The sequence below is a fragment of the Micromonospora sp. NPDC023869 genome, from assembly GCF_055559695.1.
Genome location: NZ_JBVHKD010000008.1, coordinates 21,025 through 45,676 on the forward strand (window position 1 = coordinate 21,025; position 24,652 = coordinate 45,676).

A 24,652-nucleotide genomic window follows, 5' to 3' on the forward strand; every position below is an offset into this window, starting at 1 on the left:
GCACCGTCCGTCGGTGGCGATCAACTCTCCGGCAATCTGAGCATCCCGGCCGCCATCGGACGCGGGCGCAACGACTGTCCGTACGCCGCCGGATTCGATCACCTGCCCGCCGCTGCCATCACTGCCGCAGTCGGTAAGGGTGCCCAGGCCGACGAGCGATGCCGCGATCAACCAGCGAGACCGTCTCCTGTCATTGCTTCCTCGCACGGTGCCCCTGGCGTGCGGGTGGATCGGGCGGTACGTGAGAAGTGGACCCGGGCAGGCATCGCTCAGTGGGTCGGTGCGGTGTGACGGAGGCCAGCGAGGACGAGCGTGATGACCTGGTCCGCAATGGTGCGGAAGCTCGGGTGCTCGTAGGCCGCGCAGATGCCGTTGATGGCGATCATGACCGCATCGGCGCTCACGTCGTCGCGGATGGCTCCGGCCTCGGCGGCGTCGGTCAGGAGGTCGGCGATGACCTGGTGCAGGGCCTGCGCGCCCTCGGCCAGGGTGTCCGAGCGGGTCGCCATGAGCGTCGCGAGGGTGCGGGCGAGACCCTCGTGGGCGTCCAGGTGGGCTACGAAGCCGCGCAGGAAGGACTCCAGCGCCTCGTCGGCGGGAAGGGCGGCGTGCAGCTCGCGGGCGCGGTCGCACAGGGCGGCGAGTTCCTCGCGGTAGACCGCTTCGGCCAGGGCCTCCCGGGTGGGGAAGTGGCGGTAGAGCGTGCCGGTGCCCACGCCGGCCAGCTTGGCGAAGTCGTCGAAGCGCAGGTTGAAGCAGTTCTTCGCGAAGAGTTCGCGGGCCTTGGCGATGAGGGCTTCGCGGTTGCGGCGGGCGTCGGCGCGGAGCGGCTTGGCGTCGGTCATGTGGGGTCCCGTGTTGACAAGTGGAGACTGTCTCCATATTTTGAAAGTGGAGACTGTCTCCGATTATAGGTGCGAGGTGGCGCTTGAAGGTCTTGATGTTCGGGCGGGGCGTGATCGGTGCAGCCTACGGGTGGGCCCTGGAACGGGCCGGACACCACGTCGAGTTCTACGTCCGGCCGGGGCGGGCGGCGGCGTACGGAGATGCGATCGACGTTGATCTGCTCGACGCGCGTCGGCGGCCGTGGGGGAAGCGTGTCGTCGAGAAGTGGCCGGTGCGCTTGCGCGAGTCGCTGGAGCCGGACCATGACTTCGACCTGATCGTGTTGAGCGTGCAGCACTACGGCTTCGCGGAAGCTGCGGCCTTCCTGGGGCCGCGCGTGGGCGGGGCCACGGTGCTCGTCTTCAACAACCTGTGGGTCGAGCCGCTGACCGCCATCGAACACCTTCCCACCGGACAGGTGGCCTGGGGCTTTCCCGGGGCCGGCGGTGGTTTCGGCGACGACGGGGTGCTGCGCGCGTCGCTGCTGCCCATGGTCTTCCTCGGCACTCTCGGCCGGCCGCCCACCGAGCGCGAGCGGGCCGTCCGCGAGGTGTTTCGCGGGGCCGGGTTCCGGATCCAGGAGAACTCCGACTTCCGGGGCTGGCTGGCGATCCACTTCGTCCAGAACGCGGGTCTGCACACGCAGAGCCTGCGGCGAGGTTCCCTGTCCACGCTGACGCGGGGCGATATGCGCGAAGCGATCCTCGCCGTCCGCGAGCTACTACCGCTGGTCGAGGCACGGGGCGTCGACCTGCGGCGGCATCGGTCCTCGCTGCTGCCGTTCACCGGACCCGTCTGGCTGGCCGCACCGGCACTCGCCTGGATGATGGGCCGATTCCCGCCGGCGCGCAGGGTGACGACGGCGCACGCCAACCCCGAGGAGTTGCGTGCGGTCTGCCGCGACACGCTGGCGGAGGCGCGCCGGCTCGGCATACGGGCGCCCCGGCTGGAGGCGGCCGAGCCCTACTTCACCGACGCGACGGCGGCGGGAACGGCGGCGGGATCGGGTTCGTAGTTGGTGGATGTGTAAGGAGGGGTCCCCTGCTAACGCCTGGTGTATAGCAGGGGACCCCTCCTTACATCCATGTGCGCGAGTTGCCGAGTCTGGAGCCGCCTACGCTGGCTGCGCCCCTTGCGTCGGCTGCGTCGGCTGCGGCTCCGGCTGGAACGCCACGTCGCTCACGTCGGCGACCAACTCGGTGAAGTCGGTGCCGTACGCGGCCGGTTCGGTGATGCGCAGCACCAGCGCGAACGGTCGGTCGGCACCGTAGGTGCGGGCGAGTTCCGGATGGTGCGTGGTCAGGTAGCGGGCGGCGGCGAGGTTGCTGCCGGCGGTCAGGCCGCCGATGAAGAACACCGGGCGTCCACCGACCGGGCCCCAGAACCGGGCGAGCAGGACGTAGCTGGTCTCCGGGCTGTAGACGTACTCGGTGCCGCCGACGGTGAACGCCCTCCGGCGCTTCTCCTCGTCGAAGATCGCGTACGTCACTCCGCGCAGGATCGCGCGTAGGTGCGTGACGCTGCGCGGGCTCGCACCACCGGGACCGCCGACGCAGAACTCGGTCAGCCGACCGATCTCCCCGGTCGGCTGGTCCTCGCCGACCCGGTCCGCGTGCGCGCCGCACTCCCGGGCGATGGTCGCCAGCTCCACCAGCGCGGCGACGTCGCGACGGTGGACGCTGAACTCGCGCGGCGACGACGCGTGCCGGGAGACCACCAGGAGGCAGCTCGCTCCGGCGGTCAGGCCGAAGAAGGCACGTGCCCGGTTCAGTTTGCGCCGACGTAACAGAAACCCCGAGAGCCACACGGCCGTACCGGCGATGACGCTCGCCAGCAGATTGATCACAAGGTCACCCACGCCTCGATCATGTCCGATCCCGTCACGCCGGGCGTCAGTGGCGGGGTAGCACGCCGAGGAGGGTCGCGGTCAGCGCCAGCTTCAGGGAGTCCTTCAGCTCCATGCGGAAGTGGGCCAGGTCGGGCTCGGCCTGGTAGGCCGCCTCCAGGCTGGGCGGCGGCGTGCTGTACGCCGACAGCGCGCCGGCCATGGCCATGGCGTGCAGGTTGAACAGCACGGCGTTCTCGCCCAGCTCCGGCAGGCGCTCCTGGACCAGGGCGGTCATGGTGGCCAGATGCCCCATGGAGGCGCGCTTGTGACGGATGGCGACCTCGACGGAGACGTTGTGTTCCAGGACGCCGACCTGTGCGCCGTAGAGGTCGCACAGCACCACCCGGCTGGCCAGTGAACGGCTGAGGATCTCGGCCACCGCTGTCGCCCGCTCGGCCATGGGCAGGCTGTCGTCGACGCCCTCGGCCAGCTCGCCGGCCAGGTCTGCCAGCCACTCCTGGAGGTAGCGGTCGAGCAGTTCCAGCAGCACCGCCTCGCGGGACTCGAAGTAGCGCAGCACGTTCGGCTTCGCCAGACCCACCCGGCGGCTCAACTCGTTCAGGGTGACCGCAGCCACCGGCATCTCGTCGAGCATCGCCGCCGCCACGTCGAGGATCGCCCGTCGGCGAATCTCCCGCTGCTCCTCGGTGCGTGCTCGCTGAAAGGTCACGACCGCCAGCCTAGCTTAGGTACCTCCGGTACGTTGACAACGTACCGAAAGTACTTTAGCGTCGTCCGTACAAGATACCTCCGGTACTTAAGATGATCGGGAGCCTGGCATGAGCGAGAAGTGGACGACGGCGAACATCCCGGACCAGCGCGGGCGGGTCGCCGTGGTGACCGGCGCCAACACCGGACTCGGGTACGAGACGGCCAAGGCGCTCGCCGAGCGCGGGGCCTCCGTGGTGCTCGCCGTACGCGACGTCGACAAGGGCGAGCAGGCCGCGGCGCGGATGACCGGGGACGTCACCGTGCAGGCGCTGGACCTGACCTCGCTCGACTCCGTCCGGACCGCAGCGGAGCAGTTGCGGTCCCGGCTCGACTGGATCGACCTGCTGATCAACAACGCCGGTGTCATGTACACCCCGAAGCGGACCACAAGCGACGGCTTCGAGCTCCAGTTCGGCACCAACCACCTCGGACACTTCGCGCTCACCGGGCTGCTGCTGGACCTGATGCTGCCGGTGCCCGGCTCACGGGTGGTGACGGTCAGCAGCACCGGCCACCGCATCCGGGCCGACATCCACTTCGACGACCTGCACTGGGAGCGGTCGTACGGGCGGGCCGCCGCCTATGGTCAGTCCAAGCTCGCCAACCTGATGTTCACGTACGAGTTGCAGCGCCGCCTCGCCCCGCACGGCACCACCGTCGCGGTCGCCGCCCACCCCGGCATGTCCAGCACCGAACTCGCCCGCAACAGCCCCGCAGCCCTCCGGCTCCCGCTCACCTGGCTCGCGCCGGTGATCACCCAGACGCCGGCCATGGGCGCGCTGCCGACCCTGCGCGCCGCCACCGATCCCGCCGTGCTCGGCGGCCAGTACTACGGCCCCGGCGGACGCAACGAGATCATGGGCCACCCTCGACTGGTCACGTCCAGCCCGAGGTCGCACGAGATGGCCGTCCAGAAGCGACTCTGGACCGTCTCCGAAGACCTCACCGGCGTGACGTTCCCGGTCATCCAGCCCGCACGGAACTCGTTCTCCGCCGACCTACGCGCTGCCTGACCGCCGATCAGGCCAGGTCAGGAGTCCCGGGCGGCGTCCAGCGTCGGGGTGTGGACCTGGTCGCAGGTGGCGAGCAGCGTGCCGAGACGGCGACGTGCGTCAGCCGCCAACGGATCGCCCTCTCGGCGCAGCACGCGTACCGCCGTCGCGGTGGCCTCGGCCGCCCAGACGGTGAGCTGCGCCGCGGCGAAGGCGTCGGCGATCGCCAGCAATCCGGCGCCGTCCTCGGCGGCGCAGGCCCGCGCGTGCCGGGCCAGCAGCGGCGACAGGGTCCCGTCGGTACGCTCGGCCAGCTCGGAGAGGCGTTGGGCCACCGAGCGCCGTGCGCCGTCGGCGCAGGTCGGACCGATCGGGGCGGCCGCCTGACCGAGTCGGGTCAGGTCGTGCAGGGCCAGCACCTCGTACCCGGTCATCCCGTCGGAACGCAGCCGGTCGGCCAACGCGGCCAGGTGTCTCACGGCGGCGGGTAGGTCGCCCGTGGCGGCGACCGTCGCGCCACGGGCCAGTTCCAGCCAGGGGTAGAACACCGCGATGCACGGGGAGTACGAACGGTCTGCCGCCGTCATCGCCGCGAGAGCCGTGTCGGCGTCCCCGCGCCAGGCCGCCACCTGCGCCCGCTCGCCGTGCGCGAGACTGCCGTAGAGCCGGCTGGTGGCCAGCATCGCGCCGGCCGTGTTGCTGAAGGTGACCGCCTGGTCGGTGCGCCCTCGGAGCCGTGCGGCGTAGGACTGGAGGACGGTCAGGAAGCCGCTGCCGAGCCGCAGGCCGCCAGAGCTGACCAGGTCGGCGAACTCGTCGGCCGCGATCGCGTCGATGCCGGGCAGGTCGCAGGTGAGCGCCAGCCGGGCGGCCCGGGTCGACTCCACCATCGCCTGGAGGTACGGCATGTCTCTCCGCCAACCGGCCACGTCCGCCTCCACCTGGGCGATCGCGTCGGCGTTGCGGCGGAACAGACCGCGCGTCGCGTCGACGTAGGCGACCACGCACCGGGCCAGCCCCCGGGCACCCGGGCCGGACGCCGGACGGGCCAGCACCGACTGGCTCAACCGCAGTGCTGCGGCGATCTCCATCCGGTGCATCCGCATGAGTGCTTCGAACGCCCAGACCCGTGCCTGGTGGCCGGGATCGGTGAGCGTGCCGGCCGCCTCGGCCAGGCTGTCGACGGTGGACTCCGCACCGAGGCTCCAGTACGTCACCATGCCCCGCACCGTCAGCCAACGGCTCCGACGCCGCTCGTCGACCAGATCGTCCCGGACCTGGTCGAGCACCTGGAGTGCCTCGTGTGGACGCTCGCAGAGCATCATGACGGTGGCGAGCAGCTCGGCGGCGTCGTAACCACCACCGGCGTCCAGCGCCGCCTGCGCCAGTTGGACCGTGAGCGGTACGTCGTAGCGGGCGAACGCCTGCGCGGCACCGGCGAGCAGCAGGCGGGGATCCTGTGCGGAGCCCGCGCCGAGCCGCCACAGGGCGACCCGCAGCAGGTCACCCGGGCGTCGGGCACCGGTGGCCTGCACCAGTTCGGCCAGTTCCGCCTGCAACTGCCGGGTCCGGGCCGGCGGGCAGCGGCGGCGCAGCAGCTCTCCGTACAACGGATGCGTCAGTTGCACGTCGACCCGCCGGTCACGCCGGACGACCGCGACCAGGCCGTGTTCCTCGGCCTGCCTGACGTCGGCGGCGTGTGTCGCCGTGGTGAGCAGGTGCAGGCCGATCTGCTCGCTCAGGGCGACCAGCTCCACCACCTTGCGTACGCCCGGAGCGAGGTGGTCGATCCGGGTACCGATCACGTCCGTCACGTCGAGTGGGCGCGTCGAGTGGCCGGTCCACTGCCACACGCCACCGGAGCGGGCCCACTCGCCACTGTCCGTCGTGCTGCGCAGCAGCTCGTGGAGGAGCAGCGGATTGCCGGCCGAGAGGCGCAACATCCGGTCGATCGACCGCGCCTCGGCCGGCCCGCCGAGGACGGCCGCGAGCAACTCGGTGGTCTCGTCCCGGCCGAACGGGGTCAGCTCGACGCGTTCGACCAGATCGTCGACGCACAGGGGTCGCAGCGGCAACGGCACCTGTTCCCCGTCGTCCACCGTCCCGAGCAGGACGACGTCCTCCTGCCTGGTGAGCACGTGGACCAGCGCCGCCGACGGCGGATCGAGCAGGTGGGCGTCGTCGATGGTGAGCACGATCGCGCGGCCCATGGCCTGCTCGTGCAGCGAGTCCACCACCCACCGCAGCACCCCGGCGGGGGTGAGACCTGCCGGTTGCGCGACGGGAAGCACCTGGGCCAGGCCACCGAAGGGCAGCGCCGTACTCGGATGACCTGCGGTGATGGGCCAGACGACGTAGCGGCTCGGGGGAAGCTCCGCCACGGCCTCGCGGACCAGCCGGCTCTTGCCGACACCGGCGTCGCCGCTGAAGAGGACGCCCCGCCGGCCGATGCCCTCCACTACCGCTCGCAGGTGCTTGAGTTCACCGGTTCGGCCGACGAAACTACCCCGATCCACCGAGGCATCGTATCGATGTCGACCCCGATCCGATGTCGCACACCGTGTGCGTCGAGATCGGATAACGTCGGCTATCCCGTCGCGGTAGCGGACCCGAGTGTGCGGGTAAGGCGGATGCGTCATACGTTCTCGCTGATCCAGGGGATCACCGCAATACTGTTCCCGCTTCGAGAGTGAGCGGGTTGACGGTCGCCTACCTGACAGTTGCGCCGACCAATCAGCCAATAACGATCAACGGGTGTCGTCACCAGAATCCCACGGGTGAGCCTCTTCCCGAATGCGAGAACCAAGCCTGCCAAGAATCCCAGCCCGCTACTCAGCGGTGCCATTGCTCTTGTGCTGCTGTGCTGCGGTGGCGGCCTTGTCGCCGCCTTCGATGACGACGACTCCACGTCCGCCCCCGGTCAGGCGGCAGCGTCCGCAAGCGTGAAACCCATCGCCGAGAGGCAGCCGCAGTACGTACCGACGCCGGAGCCTGACCTGGCGACGATTATTGCCACTCCCACCGTCGAAACGTCCGCGACAGCAAGTCGGCGGCCGTCACCGACGCCCAGTCGTACCCCCAAACCCGACGTCTACTACCGCAACTGCGACGCCGTCAGATCTGCCGGTAAGGCGCCGTTGAAGCGTGGACAGCCCGGGTACCGGGCGGGTCTGGACCGGGACGGCGACGGAATCGCCTGCGAGCCGTCCCGTGGTGGTAGTGGCAGCAGCGGTAACGACAGCGGCGGCGGAAACGTGTATTACAAGAACTGTGCCGCAGTGCGGGCCGCAGGTAAGGCACCGATCCGTCGTGGTGAACCCGGCTACGGCCGCCACCTCGACCGGGACGGTGACGGGATCGGTTGCGAGTAGACCCTGCGGCAGGGCGCCCCCTGCGCCTCTCGGTCAGGGGGCGTCCGTGCGACGCGGTCGGCCTCGGGCGTCGGGTGGCGCTTCGCCGGACGACGGGGACGGTCGACAGCGATCCGTCGGTGGTGGACGACCACCGTGTCGAAGGGGGTGTCCGCACCCCTCGAAGCGGGGGGTGTCCCGGTCCCGACCAGGTCTCGTAGGGTGCGCTCACACGTACCTGGAGGAGTTGGGCTCGATGGGATCGAAGCGCAGGCGGGCCCGGGTGGGGCTGACGGCGGCGGCGGTGGCTGTCGTCGTACTCGGTGTCGGCATCGGCGCCGCCGGCGCGAGCGGCCGGCAGCCCTGGTGGGGCCTCGGGCAGCAGGCCACGCCCACGCCCACGCCGAGCGCGACCCCGCGCGACGCCCCGACCTCCGACGCGCCGTCGGCCCTGGGCGCGCCGGTGAGCGCCGGGCCGACCACGGCGGCGCCGTCGGCGAGTACGTCCCCGACCGCGCCCGCGACCACGCCGCCGCCCTCGCGGACCCCGTCGGCCTCCGGCAGCCCCGCCGCGTCGGCCTCGGCGACGACCCCGCCGACCGGGAACCGCACGAGCGCTCCGACGTGGGCGCCGCCGCCCGCGAACGCCGGGTTCGACTACCAGATCGGCGGGGTGTACGCGCCGCCGTCCGGCGTCACCGTGGTCAGCCGTGACCTGGAGGCGTCACCGGCCGCCGGGCTGTACAACATCTGCTACGTCAACGCCTTCCAGGCGCAGCCGGGCGCGGAGTCGTGGTGGAAGACCAACCACCCGGACCTGCTGTTGCGGGACGCGCAGGGCAACCTCGTGGTCGACGAGGACTGGAACGAGCTGATGCTGGACTTCTCGACCGCCGCCAAGCGGACGGCGTTGACCACGATCGTGGGCGGGTGGATCGACCGGTGCGCCAGCAAGGGGTTCAAGGCGATCGAGCCGGACAACCTGGATTCGTTCACCCGGTCCAAGGGCCTGCTGACCGAGTCACAGGCGGTCGCGTACGCGGCGTCGCTGAGCGCGTACGCGCACGGCAAGGGGTTGGCCGTGGCGCAGAAGAACCTCGCGGAGCTGAGCACCTCAAACGCCCGCAAGGCCGGGTTCGACTTCGCCGTCGCCGAGGAGTGCGGCACCTGGAACGAGTGTGACGCGTACACCCGCACCTACGGCGCCAATGTGATCGTCATCGAGTACACGGAGAGCGGCTTCAACAAGGCGTGCGGGTCGCACGGCAGCAGCCTCTCGGTCGTGCTGCGCGACCTCGCCGTCTCGGCGCCGGGCTCCCGCACGTACGTCCGTAAGGCGTGCTGAGCGGGGACCTCAGCTCGCGGGTACGACCTGGATGATGCTCTCGCCACCGAGCGCGTTCCCCTGGTCGGCCATCGAGCTGATCAGGTTGTAGTAGCCGGGTTCGGCGTCCGGGGCGATGACGATGGTGCTGACCGGACGTCGGTCGGGCGCGTCGGCGGGGCGCACCGGCTCGGCCGGGTAGGTGACCAGCCCGGGGACGGTGAGCGTGCCCATCGCGTGCGCGGTGAGCTGCTCGACCGACTCGAACGGGCCGATCAGGTGGGCGGTCAGCTCGACGTCGGGCCCGGGCGTCGGCGTCACGGGCGGCTCGTCGGGTGACTCCACGAGCCAGTTCAGGGTGAAGGTCTGCCCCGGCTGGTACGACTTCTCGACGTCGGCGGTCTCACAACAGGAGTAGGTGAGCGTCGACGCCGCGACCTCCTCGACCGGGCTGACCACACACGCGGCCAGGAGCGGGAGCAGGAGGGCCAGGGGCAAGGCGCGGTAAGCCTTCATACGCCGGATCGTATGCCCTGGTCGCAACCCTGACCTCGATGTTCGTCGCCGAGGCGGCGGTGAGCCCGGCGGCTGGCCGCCGCCGGTGTCGGCGGCGGCCTGCCGGTGGTGACTGCGGTGCTGCTCGGGTCAGCCGTTGTCGATCAGGCTGGCGATCTCGTTGTAGATCAGGTGCGCCTTCGCGCCCTGGTTGGACGGGCATCCGCCGAGGTGGTGCAGGGCGATCACCCGGTGGCTGCTGTTCAGCACCGGTGAACCGGAGTTGCCGCCGGAGGTGTCGCAGCTGTAGCTGATGTTCCAGGTGTTGTAGTTCGCGTTCCGGACGGTGCAGCGCGCGCCGTTCTGGGTGTCCTCGAAGATGGAGAGGCGCTTCGGGCTGCCGTCACCGTGGCCGGGAATGTACATCTGGGTGCCGGTGGTGGTGGCGGTCGTCGCCAGATAGAGCGTGCCGAAGCCCTGGATGGCCGCGAAGTTGTTCACCGAGAACAGGGCGTAGTCGAGCTGGTTGGAGCCGCCGCTGCTGACCCGATAGAGCGTGGCGCCGCTGACCTTGGTGCCGGGGCCGGGGTTGGCACCGCCGCAGGTGGCGCACTGGTAGTTGAACTGCATCTCGCTGCCGCTGACCGCCGCCTGCGTCGAGAAGCAGTGCTTGTTGGTCAACATCCGGTTGGTGTTGCCGACCCGCCAGGTGGTGCACATGCCGCCACCGCTGATCAGCAGGCGGGCCACCGCGTTGCCCCGGGCGAACTCGGTCGGGTGGCTGCTCTGGTAGCAGACCACGTCCCGGCGGGCGTCGGTGCTGCACACCGACTGGGTGGAGAAGTTGTGCGCGGCGATCTCGGTGCGGTCGTAGCCGCGCCAGAACCGGTCGATGGTGGCGGCGCTGCCCCGGCTGGCGCGGTTGCTGTGCAGCGTCACCACGGCGGTGTCGCCCTCGACGGACATGGCCCAGAAGCCCGCCCGCCCGTCGGTGGTGTAGTCCGAGCCGGTGGCCCGGTTCAGGTGACGGTCGTACCGGTGGCTCTCCCGGCCGTCCGGGCTGGCGACGGTGACGTACTCGCCGGGGCCGAGCCGCAGAGAGGCGAAGTGAACCTTGACGTAGGTGGCGCCGGGGTGGTGGATGACCTGCGTCCGACCGTCGCGGGCGTACGACAACGCGCCGTCGACGGTGCGCAGCTCGCCGACGGTCGTCACGCCCTCGGCCACGAACTGCTCCGACTCGGGGGCGCGCTCGGACTGCGGCGCGAGAGGTGGCGCCGAGTACGCCTCGGCTGGTGCCGACAGCAGGCTCAGCCCGAGTGTGCAGGCGCTGAGCATGACCGCCAGCGTGCGCAGACGGCGCGGGGCGTGTGTCATCGTCGCTCCTCCCAGGAGACCGGAACCTTAACGATTGCTCAGTCTTCATACACGAGCCGCGGCAACACATGCAAGACCATCGATGTTTTGTCGGCGTGGACTCCGGCCTGATGGCACCCGTCGCGTAGGGTCCTGCCCGTGTCCGACCAGCCGACGCGGAAGCCCCGCCGCGCCTCCACGTACGCCCTCGTCCTGGCCGGGCTGAGTCTCGTGCTGTCGGTGATCTCCTGCGGCGTGGTGGCGGTGGCGCAGCTCGGCGACACCGACGACGCGCTCCAGTCACCGCCGCGACCGGCGACCGCGTCGGAGGTGGAGGCCGTCGCCCACGTCACGTTCCCGCCCGGCACGGTGTTCCTCTCGGCCGTCAGCAGCAACGGGCTGGAGACCCACCTGTCGGCGAAGTTCCGGATTCCCCGCGCCGCCCTCGACACCTTCGTCACCGACGGGGGCTTCGGCGCGGAGCTGACCCCCGGGCTCCGCGCCGTCACGCGGGAGGACGACGTGGGCAGCGGGGACACCTGGCACCCCGAGCGCGCGGCCCGCGTCTCCGGACTGGCCGAAGAGGCGCCGGGGCCCGGCGGCACGTACCGACGCCTGCTCGTGGACCTGGACGCGGCGGACGTCGTGACGCTCTATCTGCGCGCGACCCGGCCCTGACCCGCGCCGTGCCGACCGTCTGTCGTCGCGAGTTTCCTGCTCATGCTGTCGGGACGCTGGCCGCCTCCGTCCTCGTCTTCTGGGTCAGCCTGACCTACGTCATGTGACGACAGCCGCCCGAGCCGTCCGGGGCGGCCTCAGGCCGTCCCGGACAGGTAGTCCTTCCGTCGCTGCGGCGGGAACTTCTCGATCGCGTACCGCAGCATGACTCTCGGCATCACCCGGTAGTGCCGCACCAGGAACTCCTCCTCCGCCGCCAGGTCCCGGTTGCCGACCTCGCGCAGCATCCAGCCGACGGCCTTGTGCACGAGGTCGTGCGGGTCGCGCAGCAGCCGCTCGGCGAGCCGGAACGTCCACGCGTAGTCGTCGGCCTTGATGAACGCGAGAGTGGCCATCACCGCGATCCGCCGGTCCCAGACCAGGTCCGATCCGGCCAGTCGGTCCAGGACGTCGCGGTCCTTGTCGAGCAGCCAGGGTCCGAGGACGTACGGCGCCCAGGAGTCCACCAGGTCCCAGTTGTTCAGGTGACCGCTGTGCGTCAGCACCAGCTCGACGATCCGGCCGCGTTCCGGCTCGTCGGCCTTGCCGAACTTGCGCACCAGGATGAAGATCGCCGTCAGCCGTTCCTCGTGCACCTCGCTGGTCAGCAGCGTCGCCGTCTCGGCCAGGTCGAGGCCGCGCCAGTGTCGGCCGGCGACCCGGCGCTGCTGCGGCACGGTGACGCCGATGGCCCGGTCGCCCTCGCCGTACCCGCCGGGGAACATCTTGAGGTACCGACTCACCCCGGTGGCGCGGGCCGGGTCGGCGAGCTGGGCGAGGTCGTGCCGGACGTCGGCGGCAGTGGTGGCCATGACTCGGCAACCTACCGCGAACGGTGCGTCGTACGGTGTCGGCCGCCCGGGCCCACCGTGGCGCGGCGACGTTTCGAATCCGTCACGCAGTTTTGACGGGCGTTGCGGGAAAGTGCCGGGTAGGTGAATTCCAAGAATGCGCCACCCTGTGACGTCCACCATGTTGACAGTCCTCGGCGGTCGTTCATTCACGCCACTTTCGCCGCCTCCGCGACGGCGGTGACCTCGCTATTCACGTCAGTGTCCCGGAATCAGATCACAAGCGGTTCCGGATCATTGTTGGCCGGGGCTTTCCGAACGGTATCGCCGCTGACACTTTCCGGTAACCCCGAGCCTCGGCGGATTCGCTAACTTGAGCGTCGCCCGGCAGGGGGCCGGGAAAGTCATCGGGGAGAGGGCACATGCGCAAGAAATTGATCCGGCAATTACTCGCCGGTATCGCGGTGGGGGCGGCGCTGGTGCCGGTCGTGGTGTCGCCGGCCTCGGCGGCACCCGTGTCACAGGTGCACTGGGAGCCCTGTGAGCAGGATGACAGTGCCCTGTGCGGCACCCTCGAAGTGCCGGTCGACTGGGCCGATCCGTTCGGCCCGACGATCGAGTTGGCGCTGGCCAAGCGGCCCGCGACCGATCCCGAGGTGCGGCGCGGATCGCTGTTGGTGAACCCGGGCGGCCCGGGTGGGTCGGGCGTGGACTCCGCCCTGTGGGCCACGTACGGTGACGAATTGCGTCGTCATTTTGACATTATCGGTTTCGACCCGCGTGGAGTCGCTCGCAGCGCGCCTATCATGTGCGCGGTCGACAAGTTGTCGGCCCTGCCGGCCGGCGCTATCAAGACGGCTGCCGACTTCACCCAAATGGTCACCGCGAGTCGGGCGCTGGCCGACGACTGCCGCTCCCGGAGTGGGCCGGTATTCGACCACGTGAACACCCTCCAGGTGATCCGGGACATCGACGCGATCCGGGCCGCCGTCGGCGACACGCAGTTGAGTTTCCTCGGAATGTCGTACGGCACGCTGATGGCCCAGCAGTACGCGGAACTGTTCCCGACCCGGGTACGCGCCATCGTGGCCGACAGCAGCATGGACCACAGCCTGGACGCCCAGGGTTTCGCCGTCACCCAGGCGGCCGCCGGGCAGGACTCGTTCAACGAGTTCGTGGCCGGCTGCGCCCGGCTGCCGCAGTGCGCGCTGCACGGGCGGGACATCCGCGGGTTCTGGCAGCGGCTGCTCGACCGCGCCGGCCGGGGCGAGTTGCCGGACCCGGACAACCACAGCTACAAGATCACCAAGCGGGATCTGGTCAACTTCGTGCTGGGCAACGTGAACTACCAGCCGTACTGGCTCGACATCGCCGCCGAGCTGGAGCGGGTCGACGCCGGCCGTCCGTGGGGCGTACCGGCGGCCCGTCAGTCGACCGAGGAGCAGCCGCCGACCGTGGTGCCCTTCGCGTACCAGGCGGTGCTCTGCGAGGACTGGAACCTCGGGGCGCAGAACATCGGGCAGTGGCGGACGATCGTGGACGCGGCCCAACTCGCCTCGCCGGACCTGCCGGACCTGCCCCGGGCGGCCATCGGCGCCATCTGCCTCGGCTGGCCCAGCACGGCGGACAACCCGCAGCGGCCGATCACCCCGACCAACCAGGCCAAGCTGCTGTTCGTCAACTCGTTGCACGACCCGGCGACCGGCTACAACTGGGCGCTCGGTGCCGCCGCACAGTTCGGTGACCACGCCGAGCTGCTGACCTACGAGGGTTGGGGACACATCGTCTACGGCCGGGTGGCCTGCGCCGACGAGGCGATCGAGGCGTACCTGATCGACCTGGTGGTGCCGGCGGACGGCACGCGGTGCGCGGCAGCGCCGCCGCCCGGCACGGAGTCCGACGAGGCTCGGGGCCGCTCGGCTGGCCCGGCCGCCGACGAGGCGCCGCCGCTGGTGCCGCTGCGCAGCGAGCCGAAGCTGCCGACCTGGCTCTTCTGAGTCGGCTGGATGTTCGGCTGGAGGTAAGGAAGGGTCCCCTGCTAACGCCTCGTGCATAGCAGGGGACCCCTCCTAACATCCGTCAGCGGTTCAGGTGTCGCCGCCAGTCGCGGGGGACCCGGTCGGTGGGGCCGGGTACGCCCTGGTCGAGGGGGCGGTGGGCGGGGGCGGCAAGTTCCGGACCCTGCTCGTACATCGTCTGTTCGGTGTAGTCCCAGAACCATTCCTCGCCCGGCTCGTAGCTGCGGACGACGTGGTGGCCGGTCGCGGCGGCGTGGGCGCTCGCGTGCTGGCTGGGCGACGAGTCGCAGCAGCCGACCTGCCCACACCGGGCGCAGCGCCGCAGGTGGACCCACCAGCCCGGCGGGTCGGCGGCCTCACACTCGGCACATCCCGGGCCGCTGGGTGGGGCCGAGGGGTCGATGCCGTCCATGGCTCTCCTCCGTGAGAAGTGGGTGGTCACCGCCGGGGCGGCGGGTCAGGTCCGGCTCGTAGCCAGATGCGGGACGTCGCGCAGGCTGAGCGCGACGGGCGGCGGCAGGGGACCACCGCCGGCAAAGGACGTCAACAGGTACGCGACGAGCCGTCGGGAGGCGGCCAGCGCCGTGTCGGCGGAGTGGGCGACGATGCCGCCGTTGGCCATCAGTAGCAGGACGAGATCGTCCTCGCTGAAGTCGGCGCGCAGCCGCCCGGTGGCCTTGGCCCGTCGCACCAGTTCGGCGAACCCCCGCAGGCCGCGTTCGCGTTCCCGGTCGAGGTCGATGGCATGGGGCAGCGACGCCACGACGGCCGCGCTGAAACCCCGGTCGACGGCCTGCATGGCGCACACCTTCTCGACCAGGGTGCAGAAGCCGCGCCACGGGTCGGGGTCGGCCAAGGCCTCGTCGACCACCGACACGCAGGCCGCGAACTGATCGGCGAAGACCTCGGCGACCAGCGACTCCTTGGTGGGGAACCGGCGGTAGAGCGTCGCGACGCCGACCCCGGCGCGGCGGGCGATCGCCGCCATCGGCACGTCGAGCCCGCGTTCGGCGAACAGCGCGCCGGCGACCTCGACGATCCGGTCGCGGTTCTGTCGCGCGTCGGCGCGCAGCCCGTCCACGGCCGGCATCCGAGAGGCGGTCCCACTCATCCTTCTCACTTTAGCGTAAGCGGATGGCGCTCTCCGCTTAACCTGTTAGGTGGGCGGGCACCAAGATCCTTGGAGGGCCTGTGAGTCACCGGTTCTCCCTGCCCGTCAGGGCCGTCGCGCGGGTGAACGCCTGTGCCCTGAGCCTGCGCTCCTCGCACCGATGGGGTCGCCTGGTCAGTCGGCATCTGACCGTCGTCACCTACACCGGACGCCGCTCGGGACGCACCTTCAGCACCCCGATGGGATACCGGCGTACCGGCGACACGGTGACGATCCCGGTGGGCCTCGACCCGCGCCTCCCCGGCGACCGGGGATGTTAGGAAGGGTCCCCTGCTATGCACGAGGCGTTAGCAGGGGACCCTTCCTTACACGCGGGTGAGGAAGGCGGCCAGGCCGTCCAGGACGCGGGTGACGTCGCTGTCGTCGTTGTACGGGGCCAGGCCGAGCCGCAGCGCGTGCTCGTCGTCCAGGCCGAGGCGACGGAACGGCTCGTACGCGTAGAAGGAACCCGCCGGAGCCAGGACGTCGTGGCCGAGCAGGAACCGGTAGGCGTCGCGGGTCTTGCGGCCGGGCAGGGTGAGCAGCAGCGTCGGGGTGCGGTCGGCGGCCCGGGAGTGGACGACCACATCGGGCCCCAGGTCCGCCAGTCCCTCCTCGATCCGCTGCCGCAGGCGGGTCTCGTGCGCGTCGACGGCGTGCAGCGAGGCACGCAGCCGCTCCCGCCGGGACGTGTTCGCCGGGTCGTCGCCGGGGGCGATGTCGGCGAGGAAGTCGACGGCGGCGGTGGCGCCGTCCAGCATCTCGTACGGCAGGGTGCCGAGTTCGAAGCGCTCGGGCACCACGTCGGTGGCCGGGATCAGCTTGTCCGGTCGCAGCGTCTCCAGCAGGCCCGGGTCGGCGGCGAGCACCCCGCAGTGCGGTCCGAGGAACTTGTACGGGGAGCAGACGTAGAAGTCGGCGCCGAGCGCCGGCACGTCGACGAACTGGTGTGCCGCGTGGTGTACGCCGTCGACGAAGAGCAGTGCGCCGACCGCGTGCGCGGCGTCGGCGATCGCCCGGACGTCGGGTCGGGTGCCGAGCAGGTTCGACGCGCCGGTGACGGCGACCAGCCGGGTCCGCTCGGTGACGGCGGCGGCCACCGAGGCCGGGTCGAGTTCGGCGGTGGTCGGGTCGAAGTCGATCCAGCGCACCTGCGCACCGGCCCGTTCGGCGGCCAGCACCCACGGCCGGACGTTGGCGTCGTGGTCGAGCCGGGTCACCACCACCTCGTCACCGGGACCCCAGTCGCGGGCCAGGGTCCGGGAGAAGTCGAAGGTCAACTGGGTGGCGCTGCGGCCGTGCACGATCCCGGCGGCGGGTACGCCCAGCAGGTCGGCGTAGGCGAGCCGGAACGCGCCGACGGCGGCGTCCGCGTTGGTCTCCGAGAGCGCGCCGGTGCCCCGGTTGGAGATCGGCGCGGTCATGGTGGCGGCGACCGCGTCGGCGACCGGCCGGGGTGTCTGCGTGCCACCCGGGCCGTCGAAGTGTGCGATGCCCGAGGCCAGCGACGGGAAGTGGGCGCGGAGCGCGGCGACGTCGAACCCGGTCGGTCCGGCGGATGCGGTGGAGGTCATCTCGGTCTCCTGGCGGTCGAGCGGGTGGTCCGGCACCGGCGAGGGCGCGACGCCTGCAACATAGTGCAGGCCGGTGCGCCGGTCACGCCGTGTCGGCCCGCCGGTCGGGAGGCGTACGCACGGGCGGCGGGGGCGGCGATGGTCGATCCGGCGGTCTAGGCTGACGCCCGGAAGACGACATTGGTCCTAATGAGACTGAGGGTGCGAACGTGGTGGACGGCACGGCGGTGAACGGCGGCGAACAGGACAGGCCCACTCTGGACACCGGGGTGCCGCAGACCGCGCGGATCTGGAACTACCTGCTCGGCGGCAAGGACAACTTCGCCGCCGATCGCGAGGTCGGCGACCAGATCATCGCCAACCTGCCGCAACTCGCGCAGAACGCCCGGCTGTCCCGGGCGTACCTGGCCCGGGCGGTGCGCCACCTGGCCGGTACGGCGGGCGTCCGGCAGTTCCTGGACGTGGGCACCGGCCTGCCCACCGCCGACAACACCCACGAGGTGGCGCAGTCCGTCGCCCCGGACGCGCGCATCGTGTACGTCGACAACGATCCGCTCGTGCTGGCACACGCCCGCGCCCTGCTGGTCGGTACGCCCGAGGGTGCCACCGACTACGTGGACGCGGACCTGCGCGACCCGGACCGGATCCTGCGCGCGGCCTCCCGGACGCTGGACCTGGACCAGCCGGTCGCCGTGATGCTGATGGGCATCCTGGGGCACGTCGAGTCCGACGAGGAGGCGAAGTCGATCATCGACGGCCTGGTCGGTCGGCTGCCCTCCGGCAGCTACCTCGCGATGTACGACGGCAGCGACACCAGCGAGGCGGTCACCGAGGCGGTCCGGATCTGGAACCTCTCCGCCAACCCCCGATACCACCTGCGCAGCCCGGAACGGATCGCCGGACTGTTCGAGGGTCTGGAACTCGTCGAGCCGGGCGTGGTCTCGGTGACCCGTTGGCGTCCCGACGGCGACCCGGCCGAGCTGCCCGATGAGATCGACCAGTACTGCGCGGTCGGTCGTAAGCCCTGACCGGGTCAGCGGCAGTAATCAGTCGTCCTTCATCTAGCTGGCAGGCTATCTCGTTGGTACTGTCGCCCGATGCCGACGGATTTCGAAGCTGAGGGCGTCGACCGCGCCCGTCTGGGCCGGCTGCTCGCGCGGGAGCGGTCCACGTTCGTGGACCGCCACCCCCGCTCGGTCGCCGCGTACGCCGACGCCCGGCACCTGTTCGGCAAGGTCCCGATGACCTGGATGAACAAGAACGCGGCCGGCTTCCCGGTCTATCTGGACCGGGCGCGCGGGGCCCGGGTCACCGACGTCGACGGCAACGAGTACGTCGACTTCTGTCTCGGGGACACCGGGGCGATGGCCGGACACTCTCCGGCGCCGGTGGTCGAGGCGGTCACCCGACGCCTCGCCGACCTCGGTGGGGCGGCCACCATGCTGCCCACCGAGGAGGCGGCGGCGGTCGGTGCCGAGCTGACCCGCCGCTTCGGGCTGCCCGCCTGGAGCTTCACGCTGACCGCCACCGACGCCAACCGGTGGGCGATCCGGCTGCTGCGCGCCGTCACCGGCCGCCCACGCATCCTGGTCAACAGCTACTGCTACCACGGATCGGTGGACGAGTCGCTGATCGTGGTCGGGACGGACGGGCGGCCCGCCAGCCGGGCGGGCAACGTCGGCGCTCCCTGCGACGTGACCGCCACCAGCCGGGTCGCCGAGTTCAACGACCTGGACGGGCTGGCCCGCGAACTCGCCCACGGTGACGTGGCCGCGGTGCTGATGGAGCCGGCGCTGACCAACATCGGCATCGTGCTGCCCGAGCCCGGCTACCTCGACGGCGTACGCGCGCTCACCCGGCAGCACGGGACCTACCTGGTCAACGACGAGACGCACACGTTCTCCGCCGGGCCGGGCGGCGCGACGGCCGCCTGGGATCTGACGCCGGACGTAGTCACCATCGGCAAGGCCATCGGCGGCGGCATCCCGGTCGGCGCGTACGGCCTCTCCGCCGAACTGGCCGCTGCGCTGACCGGCCGGACCGACCTCGACCTGGTCGACATGGGCGGGGTGGGCGGCACCCTGGCCGGTAACCCGGTGTCGATCGCGGCGACCCTGGCCACCCTGCGGGAGGTGCTCACCGACGAGGCGTTCGCCGGCATGGCCGAGGTGGCGACCGGCTTCGCCGAGGGGGTGGGCGCGCTGTTCGCCGAGTACGCGTTGCCGTGGTCGGTGAGCCGGCTCGGCGCGCGGGTGGAGTACCGATTCGTCGACCCGGCTCCGCGTACCGGCACCGAGTCGGCCCGGTGCGCCGATGCCGACCTGGAGGACTACCTGCACGTCTACCTGCTCAACCGGGGGGTCCTGATGACCCCGTTCCACAACATGGCGCTGATGTGTCCGCAGACCACGGTCGAGGACGTACGCCGACACCACGAGGTCTTCGGTGACGCGCTGGGCGAGCTGGTGGGGTGACCGATCGGGTGGGAACAGCCGAAACCTATTGACTCTCGATAGGTAGCGAGTGATAGTCGATAAATGCTGGTGACACGTTGGGCGGTGGCCGCCCTCAGAGTCTTCCTCGTGGTGCTGTTCGGGATCCTGGTCGTGTTCCAGACCCTCTCGCTGCCGGGGCAGTTCGCCCACATGGCGCAGGAGTCACCGGAACAGGCGTACCTGCGGTGGCCGTTGACCGCGGTCACGGTCTTCTGGGTGCTCTGCGTCCAGGTGGTGGTCATCGCCACCTGGAAGTTGCTCACCCTGGTCAAGAACGACCGAATCTTCAGCCCGGCCTCGCTGGTCTGGGTGGACGTGATCGTGTGGGCCGTCGCCGCCGCCTGGGTGGTGCTGGTGGCGGTCTTCCTCTACGTAGGATTCAGGGCCGACGACCCTGGAGTCCCGTTCCTGCTGCTCCTGCTCTCGACCGGCGTCGCCGTGCTGGGGCTGCTGATGGTGGTGCTGCGCGCGCTGCTGCGACAGGCCACCACGCTGCGGACCGACATGGAAGCGGTGATCTGATGCCCATCGTGGTACGCATCGACGTCCAGCTCGCCAAGCGCAAGATGAGCGTCGGTGAGTTCGCCGATCGGGTCGGGCTCACGCCGGCGAACGTGGCGGTGCTCAAGAACGGCCGGGCCAAGGCCGTCCGGTTCAGCACCCTGGAGGCCATGTGCCGGGTGCTCGAATGCCAGCCCGGTGACCTGCTCGAATGGGTCGAGGAGTGAGCCTCGCGGGGCCCGACCGGATGGTCGGGCCCCGCAGGGTGTCGCGGTCAGGAGTGCCCGAGCGCGGGGCTGGAGGTCAGTATCCGTAGCGGCTCTTGAGGTGCCGCCACCAGTCCCGGAACATCCAGGCGTCGAACTCGGTGATCGAGCTGGCGCTGCCGGCCCGCATCAGGAACCCGCCGACTCCGCTGGGCGTCCAGTCGTAGAAGTCGTCGAGGCCGAAGGTGTGGCCTATCTCGTGCAGCAGGATGTGCATGTTCTCGGCGTTGAGGTTGTTCATGTAGTACTCGCGACCCATGCGTTGACCCCAGTCGCCGCCGGCGCCGCCGCCGAACCCGTCGGTCAGCCAGAGCGACTGGTCGTAGTGGCGGGCCACCCCGCCGGGGCAGTTCGGGTACTGACCGCCCTGGTTGAAGAAGCGACCGCACTCGGGGGCGCACTGCGGGGCGTTCTCGCGGATGTTGTTGACGTAGACGTCGACGCTGGTGTCGGTCCACTGGAGCTGGCTGCGGTTGCGGACCGCCCAGCCGACCACCTTGATCGGCACCTGCTGGTACGGCCAGGCGTTGTGCCCGACCATCACGTCCATCCACTTCTTGTACTGCCGGGCGAGGGTGGCGTGGATCTGGTCGCGCTGGGCGGCGGTGACGGTGGCGCTGGAGTCCCAACGGACGCAGAAGTTGAGGTAGCCACGGTTGGTCATCACCTGGTCCCAGCCGTAGTTGCGGAACCCGTACAGGTTGCCGTTGTTGTAGGTCTGCTCCACGTGCTGCCACACCTGGTTGAGCGGGTTCACCAGGTGCGCGGGCGGGTTCCAGCCGCTGGTCGGCGGCGGCGTGGTCGGGCTCGGTGTCGGTGCCGGCGTGGTCGGTGCCGGGGTGCCGGGCGCACCGGTGCAGGTGACGCCGTTGAGCGCGAACGTGGTCGGTGCCGGGTTGCTGCCGTTCCACGACCCGTTGAAGCCGAACGAGGTGGCGGCTCCGGTACCCAGGGCGCTGTTGTGGGCGACGTTGGTCGCGCTGACCCGGCTGCCGCTCTGTGTCACGGTGGCGTTCCATGCCTGGGTGACGCTCTGCCCGACGCCGTACGTCCAGGTCACGGTCCAGCCGTTGAGCGGGTCGCCGAGGTTGGTGACGGTCACCTCGGCCCCGAACCCGCCGGACCACTGGTTGGTCACCCGGTAGTCGACCCGGCAGCCCGGGGCAGCGGCCTGTGCGCCGGTCACCGCCAGGGTGGCCCCGCCGGTGAAGGCCAGTGTGGCGACGACCGCCACGCCGAGCCGTAGTCCTGTTCGGGGTGATCTCATGGGTGGTCCTCCCGGTGTCGGAAACGCCGTCGGTGGACACACCGACGGTGATAGATTGGCGTCGATGTAAACTAAATGGTGGCAGGTGGGCGAGTTGGCCGAGTGGCCAAGTGTTCGCAAACCCTGCCGTATTCGGTCTCAAGGGCTTGCCGAAAAGGTTTTCGTGGGCGAGTCTGGCCCACTTGCCCTCCAGTGCGGGCTTCGCGGCGGGCCGTCGGCACCGAAATCCAGTGATCTACAGGGTCGGTTTTCACCAGAGATCTCCTGAGAGGGATTGCCGAAACGGTTTTCGAGGTTCATTGTCGGAGATCAGACCACCGGGGTCTTTCGAGCGTGCTCCGACCATCGGTCCCGGCGGCACGGGCGACGCATCGGGGACCTCTGGGCGAGGAGAGCAGACGATGATCGAGAAGAGCGGCGGGGCACGGGCACGCGCGGCGAACCGCGGGGCCGGCACCGGACGGTCCACCGGTCGATCGATCATGCGTGACGTCGCGGCACGGGCGGGGGTGTCCTCCCAGACGGTCTCCCGGGTCCTCAACGGTCACCCGTACGTCGCCGACGACACCCGCCAACGGGTGCTGGCGGCGATGCGGGAGCTGGACTACCAACGCAACCCTGCGGCCCGCGCCCTGGTCACCCGGCGCTCCGGCACGCTCGGGATCATCGGGTACGAGAGCCCGCTCTACGGGCCGACCTCGATGCTCTACGCCATCGAGGGCGCGGCCCGCTCCGCCGGCTACTTCGTCAGCGTCGCCAGCGTGCGGCACCTGGACCGGCGGTCGGTGCTCGACGCGGCGGACTGGCTGCGCCGGCAGTCGGTCGAGGGGCTCATCGCCATCGCGCCCAAGCCCGCCATGGCCGGCGCACTGGCCGAGGCGGCGGGTGAACTGGCGGCGGTGACGGTGGGTGGCGGGTGCAGCGACGAGATCGCCAGCGCGCAGATCGACAACGTCGCGGGCGCCCGCCTCGCCACCCGGCACCTGCTCGACCTCGGGCACACCACCGTGCACCACGTGTCCGGCCCGGACGACTGGCCGGAGGCGGAGGAGCGGATCCGTGGGTGGCGGGAGGCCCTGCGGGCCGCAGGTGCGCCGGTGCCCGCCGTCCTCCCCGGGGACTGGAGCGCCAGCACCGGCTACCAGCAGGGGGAGCGGCTGGCCGCCGACCCCGACGTCACCGCCGTCTTCTGCGCCAGCGACCAACTCGCCCTCGGCGTGCTGCGGGCGCTGCACGAGGCGGGTCGGCGGGTGCCGGAGGACGTCAGCGTGGTCGGCTTCGACGGTACGCCGGACGGTGCGCACTTCCTGCCGCCGCTGACATCGGTGCGGCAGGACTTCGCCGAACTCGGCCGGCGCAGCCTGGGACTGCTGTTGGCGCAACTCGACCCGGCGGAGCAGCCGCCGGTGCGACGGCGCGACCTGCTGGTGCCGGAGCTGATCAGCCGGCGCAGCGCGGCGACCCCGTGCGGCGCCGGTCGACCGCTGCGCGCGCTGCGACCGGCCAGCCTGATCGGTTAGGGCCGGTGTCGAAGTCCTCGGCCAGGGACTTCGACACCGGCCCTGGGCCCGGTCGGCGTCCGCCGCAGGCCGGCTGCGGACGTCGGCATCGCTCCTGGAAGTCCCCGTCGACCTCCTCGACCATCAGTGTCGACAGCGCCCCGGTGCGTGGTTCAGCGGTGCACCGCCGGTCCGGTCGACTCGCGGACGACGAGGCGGCCGGGTTGCCGGATCACGCCGCTGCCGGGGTTGCCGTCGAGGGCGGCGTAGAGGTGCTTGACCGCGGTCGCGCCGAGCCGCTCCAGGTTGAGGTCCACGGTGGTCAGCGGTGGTCGGCAGTCGGCGGCGAAGAACTCCCAGTTGTCGTAGCCGACGATCGCCACGTCGTCCGGGATGCGCCGGCCGAGGTCACGCAGTGTGTCGGCGGCCCCGGCGGCCAACTGGTCGTTGCCGCAGAAGATCGCGTCCACGTCCGGGCGGGCGGCCAGCAGCAGGCGGGCGGCGTGCCGGCCCCACCGTTGGGACCACTCGCCGAACAGCGGGTCCCCGGCGGGGTCGAGGCCCGCCTCGGTGAGCACCGTCCGCAGCCCGGCCGCCCGGTCCCGGGCCGAGCGGTAGCTGTCCGGGCCGGTGATGTGCCCGATCCGCCGTCGCCCGTGCAGCACCAGGTGCTCGGCGGCGAGTCGGGCACCGCCCTCGTCGTCGGCGATCACCGACAGGTCCCGGGGGTCGGTCGACTCGGCGTAGGCGTAGACCACCGGGACCGGGATGTCCTGCGTCAGCGAGGGTCCGACCTCGTTGCTGTCGCCGACCACGATGAACCCGTCGACCTGCCGCGCCAGCAGCGTACGGATGTAGTGCTGACGCCGGATGGCGTCGCCCCGGGCGTCGCAGAGCAGCACCGACATCTGCTCGTTGCCGAGGGCGTTCTCGGCACCGAGCAGGATGGACATGGCGAACCTGCCGCCCAACTCGTCGGTGAGCAGGCCCACGGTGCGGGTGCGGCCGTTGATCAGCCCGGAGGCCAGCGCGTTGGGCTGGAAGGAGAGTTCGCCGGCCGCGCGCAGCACGCGTTCCCGGGTGGCCTGGGCCACCTCGGCGCGTCCGTTGAGTGCCTTGGACGCGGTCGCGACCGAGACGCCGGCCCGGCTGGCCACGTCACTCAGTGTCACTGACTGTGATCGTCGTCGACCCACCGAAAGCCTTTCGCAAAGTTTTCAGGACGGCCGGCAGGTGGTCGCCGCCCCCGTATCCGGGGCAAGCGTAGAGCGCAGAGTGCATGCAGGGGAAGGTGAAGCCCGTACCGAAACAGGTTCAGGTTTTACCCGTCCGACATCTTGCCGAAACCGTTTTCGTGGGACACGCTAGCGGCG

24 protein-coding genes are annotated in these 24,652 nt (G+C 70.7%); 12 read left to right on the forward strand and 12 right to left on the reverse strand.

Annotated elements, in window-relative coordinates; genetic code table 11:
- Positions 1-269 precede the first annotated feature (269 nt).
- Positions 270-845, reverse strand: coding sequence for a TetR/AcrR family transcriptional regulator (locus ACZ31C_RS21580; protein WP_465796797.1), 576 nt, complete (start codon positions 843-845; stop codon positions 270-272).
- Between the two features lie 83 nt (positions 846-928).
- Here ACZ31C_RS21580 and ACZ31C_RS21585 point away from each other — a divergent pair, with 83 nt between their 5' ends.
- On the forward strand, positions 929-1,900 hold the full coding sequence (locus ACZ31C_RS21585) for a ketopantoate reductase family protein (protein WP_465796798.1): 972 nt from the start codon (positions 929-931) through the stop codon (positions 1,898-1,900).
- A gap of 99 nt (positions 1,901-1,999) precedes the next feature.
- On the opposite strand, the gene ACZ31C_RS21590 is transcribed toward ACZ31C_RS21585, so the two are convergent.
- On the reverse strand, positions 2,000-2,743 hold the full coding sequence (locus ACZ31C_RS21590; RefSeq protein WP_465796799.1) for a hypothetical protein: 744 nt from the start codon (positions 2,741-2,743) through the stop codon (positions 2,000-2,002).
- A gap of 34 nt (positions 2,744-2,777) precedes the next feature.
- Positions 2,778-3,443: a TetR/AcrR family transcriptional regulator gene (locus ACZ31C_RS21595; RefSeq protein WP_465796800.1), complete on the reverse strand. Its 666-nt coding sequence runs from the start codon at positions 3,441-3,443 to the stop codon at positions 2,778-2,780.
- 109 nt (positions 3,444-3,552) lie between these two features.
- Between ACZ31C_RS21595 and ACZ31C_RS21600 the strand changes: the two genes are divergently transcribed.
- Positions 3,553-4,497: an SDR family NAD(P)-dependent oxidoreductase gene (locus tag ACZ31C_RS21600; RefSeq protein WP_465796801.1), complete on the forward strand. Its 945-nt coding sequence runs from the start codon at positions 3,553-3,555 to the stop codon at positions 4,495-4,497.
- Positions 4,498-4,514: 17 nt separating this feature from the next.
- Here ACZ31C_RS21600 and ACZ31C_RS21605 read toward each other — a convergent pair whose 3' ends face one another.
- Entirely contained in the window at positions 4,515-6,992 is a 2,478-nt protein-coding gene (locus ACZ31C_RS21605) for an AAA family ATPase (RefSeq protein ID WP_465796802.1), read from the reverse strand.
- A gap of 261 nt (positions 6,993-7,253) precedes the next feature.
- Here ACZ31C_RS21605 and ACZ31C_RS21610 point away from each other — a divergent pair, with 261 nt between their 5' ends.
- Entirely contained in the window at positions 7,254-7,847 is a 594-nt protein-coding gene (locus ACZ31C_RS21610; RefSeq protein WP_465796803.1) for an excalibur calcium-binding domain-containing protein, read from the forward strand.
- A 235-nt stretch (positions 7,848-8,082) separates the two neighbouring features.
- A complete protein-coding gene (locus ACZ31C_RS21615; RefSeq protein ID WP_465796804.1) occupies positions 8,083-9,171 on the forward strand; it encodes an endo alpha-1,4 polygalactosaminidase in 1,089 nt (362 codons plus the stop codon).
- 9 nt (positions 9,172-9,180) lie between these two features.
- On the opposite strand, the gene ACZ31C_RS21620 is transcribed toward ACZ31C_RS21615, so the two are convergent.
- Positions 9,181-9,666: a hypothetical protein gene (locus ACZ31C_RS21620; protein WP_465796805.1), complete on the reverse strand. Its 486-nt coding sequence runs from the start codon at positions 9,664-9,666 to the stop codon at positions 9,181-9,183.
- Positions 9,667-9,795: 129 nt separating this feature from the next.
- Positions 9,796-11,022, reverse strand: coding sequence for a trypsin-like serine peptidase (locus ACZ31C_RS21625; RefSeq protein ID WP_465796806.1), 1,227 nt, complete (start codon positions 11,020-11,022; stop codon positions 9,796-9,798).
- 138 nt (positions 11,023-11,160) lie between these two features.
- Between ACZ31C_RS21625 and ACZ31C_RS21630 the strand changes: the two genes are divergently transcribed.
- Positions 11,161-11,679 carry a hypothetical protein gene (locus ACZ31C_RS21630; RefSeq protein WP_465796807.1) on the forward strand — a complete coding sequence of 173 codons (519 nt, stop codon included), beginning with the start codon at positions 11,161-11,163 and terminating at the stop codon, positions 11,677-11,679.
- Between the two features lie 137 nt (positions 11,680-11,816).
- On the opposite strand, the gene ACZ31C_RS21635 is transcribed toward ACZ31C_RS21630, so the two are convergent.
- Positions 11,817-12,530, reverse strand: a complete 714-nt coding sequence (locus tag ACZ31C_RS21635; protein ID WP_465796808.1) for a DNA alkylation repair protein — start codon at positions 12,528-12,530, stop codon at positions 11,817-11,819.
- 401 nt (positions 12,531-12,931) lie between these two features.
- Here ACZ31C_RS21635 and ACZ31C_RS21640 point away from each other — a divergent pair, with 401 nt between their 5' ends.
- Positions 12,932-14,506, forward strand: coding sequence for an alpha/beta hydrolase (locus tag ACZ31C_RS21640; protein ID WP_465796809.1), 1,575 nt, complete (start codon positions 12,932-12,934; stop codon positions 14,504-14,506).
- Between the two features lie 82 nt (positions 14,507-14,588).
- Here ACZ31C_RS21640 and ACZ31C_RS21645 read toward each other — a convergent pair whose 3' ends face one another.
- Positions 14,589-14,939 carry a UBP-type zinc finger domain-containing protein gene (locus tag ACZ31C_RS21645; protein ID WP_465796810.1) on the reverse strand — a complete coding sequence of 117 codons (351 nt, stop codon included), beginning with the start codon at positions 14,937-14,939 and terminating at the stop codon, positions 14,589-14,591.
- Between the two features lie 45 nt (positions 14,940-14,984).
- The gene (locus ACZ31C_RS21650) at positions 14,985-15,638 is read right to left on the reverse strand and encodes a TetR/AcrR family transcriptional regulator (protein ID WP_465796811.1); all 654 of its coding nucleotides are present in this window, start codon (positions 15,636-15,638) and stop codon (positions 14,985-14,987) included.
- Positions 15,639-15,718: 80 nt separating this feature from the next.
- Here ACZ31C_RS21650 and ACZ31C_RS21655 point away from each other — a divergent pair, with 80 nt between their 5' ends.
- Complete coding sequence (locus tag ACZ31C_RS21655) at positions 15,719-15,958, forward strand: PNPOx family protein (protein ID WP_465796812.1); 240 nt, start codon at positions 15,719-15,721, stop codon at positions 15,956-15,958.
- A gap of 45 nt (positions 15,959-16,003) precedes the next feature.
- Here ACZ31C_RS21655 and ACZ31C_RS21660 read toward each other — a convergent pair whose 3' ends face one another.
- A complete protein-coding gene (locus ACZ31C_RS21660; RefSeq protein ID WP_465796813.1) occupies positions 16,004-17,251 on the reverse strand; it encodes a cysteine desulfurase-like protein in 1,248 nt (415 codons plus the stop codon).
- 209 nt (positions 17,252-17,460) lie between these two features.
- Between ACZ31C_RS21660 and ACZ31C_RS21665 the strand changes: the two genes are divergently transcribed.
- The 4 genes from ACZ31C_RS21665 (at position 17,461) to ACZ31C_RS21680 (ending at position 20,474) form a co-directional block, all read left to right on the forward strand.
- Positions 17,461-18,279: an SAM-dependent methyltransferase gene (locus ACZ31C_RS21665; protein WP_465796814.1), complete on the forward strand. Its 819-nt coding sequence runs from the start codon at positions 17,461-17,463 to the stop codon at positions 18,277-18,279.
- Positions 18,280-18,348: 69 nt separating this feature from the next.
- Positions 18,349-19,725 carry a transaminase gene (locus ACZ31C_RS21670; protein WP_465796815.1) on the forward strand — a complete coding sequence of 459 codons (1,377 nt, stop codon included), beginning with the start codon at positions 18,349-18,351 and terminating at the stop codon, positions 19,723-19,725.
- A gap of 63 nt (positions 19,726-19,788) precedes the next feature.
- Positions 19,789-20,268: a DUF2975 domain-containing protein gene (locus tag ACZ31C_RS21675; RefSeq protein ID WP_465796816.1), complete on the forward strand. Its 480-nt coding sequence runs from the start codon at positions 19,789-19,791 to the stop codon at positions 20,266-20,268.
- Positions 20,268-20,474, forward strand: a complete 207-nt coding sequence (locus tag ACZ31C_RS21680; RefSeq protein ID WP_350695398.1) for a helix-turn-helix domain-containing protein — start codon at positions 20,268-20,270, stop codon at positions 20,472-20,474. The genes ACZ31C_RS21675 and ACZ31C_RS21680 overlap by 1 nt, the downstream gene beginning before the upstream one ends.
- A gap of 76 nt (positions 20,475-20,550) precedes the next feature.
- Here the strand turns inward: ACZ31C_RS21680 and ACZ31C_RS21685 are convergent, their stop codons facing one another.
- On the reverse strand, positions 20,551-21,780 hold the full coding sequence (locus ACZ31C_RS21685) for a cellulose-binding domain-containing protein (protein WP_465796817.1): 1,230 nt from the start codon (positions 21,778-21,780) through the stop codon (positions 20,551-20,553).
- Positions 21,781-22,181: 401 nt separating this feature from the next.
- On the opposite strand from ACZ31C_RS21685, the gene ACZ31C_RS21690 reads away from it, so the two are divergent.
- On the forward strand, positions 22,182-23,300 hold the full coding sequence (locus tag ACZ31C_RS21690; protein WP_465796818.1) for a LacI family DNA-binding transcriptional regulator: 1,119 nt from the start codon (positions 22,182-22,184) through the stop codon (positions 23,298-23,300).
- Positions 23,301-23,452: 152 nt separating this feature from the next.
- Here ACZ31C_RS21690 and ACZ31C_RS21695 read toward each other — a convergent pair whose 3' ends face one another.
- The gene (locus tag ACZ31C_RS21695) at positions 23,453-24,475 is read right to left on the reverse strand and encodes a LacI family DNA-binding transcriptional regulator (RefSeq protein ID WP_465796819.1); all 1,023 of its coding nucleotides are present in this window, start codon (positions 24,473-24,475) and stop codon (positions 23,453-23,455) included.
- Positions 24,476-24,652: the final 177 nt, after the last annotated feature.

Excerpts from the sequence above, each read along its gene's own strand:
- ACZ31C_RS21580 (WP_465796797.1), bottom strand. The coding sequence starts at position 845 with ATGACCGACGCCAAGCCGCTCCGCGCCGACGCCCGCCGCAACCGCGAA.
- ACZ31C_RS21600 (WP_465796801.1), top strand. The coding sequence starts at position 3,553 with ATGAGCGAGAAGTGGACGACGGCGAACATCCCGGACCAGCGCGGGCGG.
- ACZ31C_RS21615 (WP_465796804.1), top strand. The coding sequence starts at position 8,083 with ATGGGATCGAAGCGCAGGCGGGCCCGGGTGGGGCTGACGGCGGCGGCG.
- ACZ31C_RS21620 (WP_465796805.1), bottom strand. The coding sequence starts at position 9,666 with ATGAAGGCTTACCGCGCCTTGCCCCTGGCCCTCCTGCTCCCGCTCCTG.
- ACZ31C_RS21625 (WP_465796806.1), bottom strand. The coding sequence starts at position 11,022 with ATGACACACGCCCCGCGCCGTCTGCGCACGCTGGCGGTCATGCTCAGC.
- ACZ31C_RS21635 (WP_465796808.1), bottom strand. The coding sequence starts at position 12,530 with ATGGCCACCACTGCCGCCGACGTCCGGCACGACCTCGCCCAGCTCGCC.
- ACZ31C_RS21640 (WP_465796809.1), top strand. The coding sequence starts at position 12,932 with ATGCGCAAGAAATTGATCCGGCAATTACTCGCCGGTATCGCGGTGGGG.
- ACZ31C_RS21645 (WP_465796810.1), bottom strand. The coding sequence starts at position 14,939 with ATGGACGGCATCGACCCCTCGGCCCCACCCAGCGGCCCGGGATGTGCC.
- ACZ31C_RS21650 (WP_465796811.1), bottom strand. The coding sequence starts at position 15,638 with ATGAGTGGGACCGCCTCTCGGATGCCGGCCGTGGACGGGCTGCGCGCC.
- ACZ31C_RS21660 (WP_465796813.1), bottom strand. The coding sequence starts at position 17,251 with ATGACCTCCACCGCATCCGCCGGACCGACCGGGTTCGACGTCGCCGCG.
- ACZ31C_RS21670 (WP_465796815.1), top strand. The coding sequence starts at position 18,349 with ATGCCGACGGATTTCGAAGCTGAGGGCGTCGACCGCGCCCGTCTGGGC.
- ACZ31C_RS21675 (WP_465796816.1), top strand. The coding sequence starts at position 19,789 with ATGCTGGTGACACGTTGGGCGGTGGCCGCCCTCAGAGTCTTCCTCGTG.
- ACZ31C_RS21680 (WP_350695398.1), top strand. The coding sequence starts at position 20,268 with ATGCCCATCGTGGTACGCATCGACGTCCAGCTCGCCAAGCGCAAGATG.
- ACZ31C_RS21685 (WP_465796817.1), bottom strand. The coding sequence starts at position 21,780 with ATGAGATCACCCCGAACAGGACTACGGCTCGGCGTGGCGGTCGTCGCC.
- ACZ31C_RS21690 (WP_465796818.1), top strand. The coding sequence starts at position 22,182 with ATGATCGAGAAGAGCGGCGGGGCACGGGCACGCGCGGCGAACCGCGGG.